The sequence below is a fragment of the Flavobacterium sp. genome, from assembly GCF_046317795.1.
Taxonomy (GTDB): domain Bacteria; phylum Bacteroidota; class Bacteroidia; order Flavobacteriales; family Flavobacteriaceae; genus Flavobacterium.
The window spans coordinates 1-2,840 of sequence record NZ_JBKCVI010000036.1 but is presented as its reverse complement, the minus strand read 5'-3'; the positions used below and the strand labels follow the sequence as shown (position 1 = coordinate 2,840).

Genomic DNA, 2,840 nt, shown 5'->3' with positions numbered 1-2,840 from the left:
AGCACGTCAACTGTACATAACACGGGCTTAGATAAATGGGGCCTCACGTCTTCGTAAACAATTTTTAGTATATTTGGAGACGTGAATACTAATAAAGATTGTACTTTTGGCCCCACTTCACTAAGCCCGGAAACGTTATGCCTCATGCCGGAGAAAAATTTAATTAAAATGAAAGTGTTAATTTGTTTATTCTTATTTCTTCCATGTTTGACTTTTTCGCAAACGGAAACTGAGAGAATAGTTGACAGTTTAAAATATGTGAAAGCAACTCGAAAAGGACGAAGTATTAATTCAAATATAAATTCAAAGGACAGTTGTGGGGACCAAATTTTTTGGCAACTTGTAAAACAAAGACAAATAATTATTCCAAGCCTTATAGACAAATTATCGGATACGACAATTACGGAAGTTCAAAATCGACAATTTGGAATGAATTATAGAGTTGGTGACATTGCATTCGAAGTATTACAAGAAATTATTAAATATTTGCCGAGATATAATGAAGCTAATGAAAGAAAGAGACAATATGGTTGTGGCTACGACCCTTATTGGTTTGAATTGTATTTTAATTTTAACAACCGACAAAAATATCAAACTGAAATCCGAGAATGGTATAAAGCAAATAAAGACAATTTAATTTGGGTGACAAATGAGAATTGTTTGACTTGTCGATGCAATGGTGTAAATCCGAATAAAGGACATTTTGAAATACAGAAGTGATGGCACGAAGGCATAACAGCATGTTTGCGCTAGCTGCTGGTTCAGCGTAAATTTGAAAGTTCAGTTTTTTCTTTTAAGTTTGTAATAGGTTTGCAGTTCAGTGCTTCGGTATCGCAGCCATCGCAATACATGCAAATCGTTAGCAGGCATTGTCCATGAACATTAAAACGACACTTGAAAAATATAAAGAATTAGGTGAATACTTTTCTCCTGAATATGATCGAGACAATGAAGTATTGATTGAATTCAAAGAGGGTAACCCCATTCTTTCTAAATTGCAGACAATTGAACTGATTGAGTTACTTCTCAACAAATCTGAAAATGCTAATAAGTATTTTGTTGCCGACCTACTTTATCTGTATGACAACTTCGACAAAGAATTACTTGAACCATTAATTACAATTGCAATAAATTTTAAAGACTCAAGTTTCAATAGAATATTCATTAAACCTTGCATTGCAACTTTTGGTGTCAAAGCAATTGCGGAAAATTTGACAGAGAAATTTAACAAAGTTGACATTGTTGAACGAATTGGAATTTTGAACCTAATTTATTGGTTAAGACCACAGGAAAATGGAGAGACAGACAAGTTGCATGAGACAATTTTGGAAAAGGCAAATCATACTTCAAATATAATTGAACTTTACCATTACAAACTTAGGTATTCAGACAAAATTAAGGACGGAAAAAGAATACCAAGTAATGCGAAAGAGTTAATAAGTGCCATAAGCGGGAACAAAGAATATGAAGACTTATTATATAATAAACTAGGCTGGAAAAGAACAACGCCTGCTAACAGCGGCTAAAATATATTGGCTGCATTCTGCATCTAATGAAAATTTGTTTTACATTTGAAGTGTGGTTTTCATAAGATAATTTGTGCTTCAAAAGCGCCAACTTCTTTTAGCCGCGGACCGTTACCTGCAACCGTTGGGACGATACAGCTAACATCAATAGAAAGTGCAAAATCGAATAGACAAAAAAACAAACTTTAAATTAAATTTTAACAATAAAAACATCAATAATCTATAAAAAAATGAAAAAATCTATTATTCCAATTGCTATCGTAGCCTTTTTATGGAGCAGTAATACACTTAATGCACAAAAAAAAGAAACATCTAAACAATATGTCAAAGTTGGTATCGACTTAATTGACGTGAAAGACGACAAGGTACTAGTGACTGTAAAAGCACCAAAGACCAAGTCGGAGAAAATCACTTACAGCATACCTAAAATTGTCCCTGGCACCTACTCGTTTGATAATTATGGGAAATTTATTGAGGAGTTCAAAGCTTTAGATACAAAAGGAAGTGAATTGCCTGTAACCAAATCCGACGACAATACCTGGTCGATTTCTAACGCAAAACATCTTTCTAAAATAACCTATCTAGTTAACGACACTTACGACACTGAAAAAGTAGGAGGGATTGCAGGAGAAGATGTTTTTTCTCCTGCAGGGACCAATATTGATGCAGGCAAAAATTTCATGTTAAACACCCATGGTTTTGTGGGCTACTTTCAAGATAAAAAGGATTTGCCTTATCAATTAACTATCACCCATCCCGAAACACTTTGGGGTGCTACTTCTATGATTGATACCGACGCAAGTACTACTAAAGATGTGTTTTATACGCCTCGATACGCTGAGTTAGTAGAAAATCCAATTATGTATGCTAAGCCGGATTATACTTCATTTAATGTAAATGGCATGGAAGTTCTAATTGCAGTCTATTCGCCTTCAGGTATGGTAACAGCAGAAAGCATTACTCCTGAAATGAAGAAAATGATGACGGCTCAGAAAACATTTTTAGGCAATATCAATTCAACTAATAAATATAGCGTTTTATTGTATTTATCATCTATGAAACCAGATGATGCCAAAGGATTTGGGGCACTAGAACATCCTACTGTTACTACAGTTGTATTACCCGAAATGATGCCTCTTGATGAGTTACAAAAATCCATGATTGATGTAGTTTTGAAGGCTCCCCCGAAAATAGCTACGATTAAAATTACTAAATTTCGTAGTCATGAAAAAGTCCAAGTTTACCGAGAGTCAGATTGTTTCTATTCTGACGCAGCATGAAAATGGCATTAAGGTTATAGACCTTTGCCGTGAG

The 2,840-nt window shown here is 34.4% G+C and carries 2 protein-coding genes and 1 pseudogene; all 3 read left to right on the top strand.

What is annotated here, in order from left to right; all coding sequences use genetic code 11:
• The first annotated feature begins 168 nt into the window (after positions 1–168).
• Positions 169–720: a hypothetical protein gene (locus ACK5ON_RS02390; RefSeq protein ID WP_409819525.1), complete on the top strand. Its 552-nt coding sequence runs from the start codon at positions 169–171 to the stop codon at positions 718–720.
• Positions 721–875: 155 nt separating this feature from the next.
• Complete coding sequence (locus ACK5ON_RS02385) at positions 876–1,526, top strand: hypothetical protein (RefSeq protein ID WP_409819523.1); 651 nt, start codon at positions 876–878, stop codon at positions 1,524–1,526.
• 230 nt (positions 1,527–1,756) lie between these two features.
• Positions 1,757–2,386, top strand: a pseudogene (locus ACK5ON_RS02380) (peptidase M61); the annotation flags it as partial.
• Positions 2,387–2,840 lie beyond the last annotated feature (454 nt).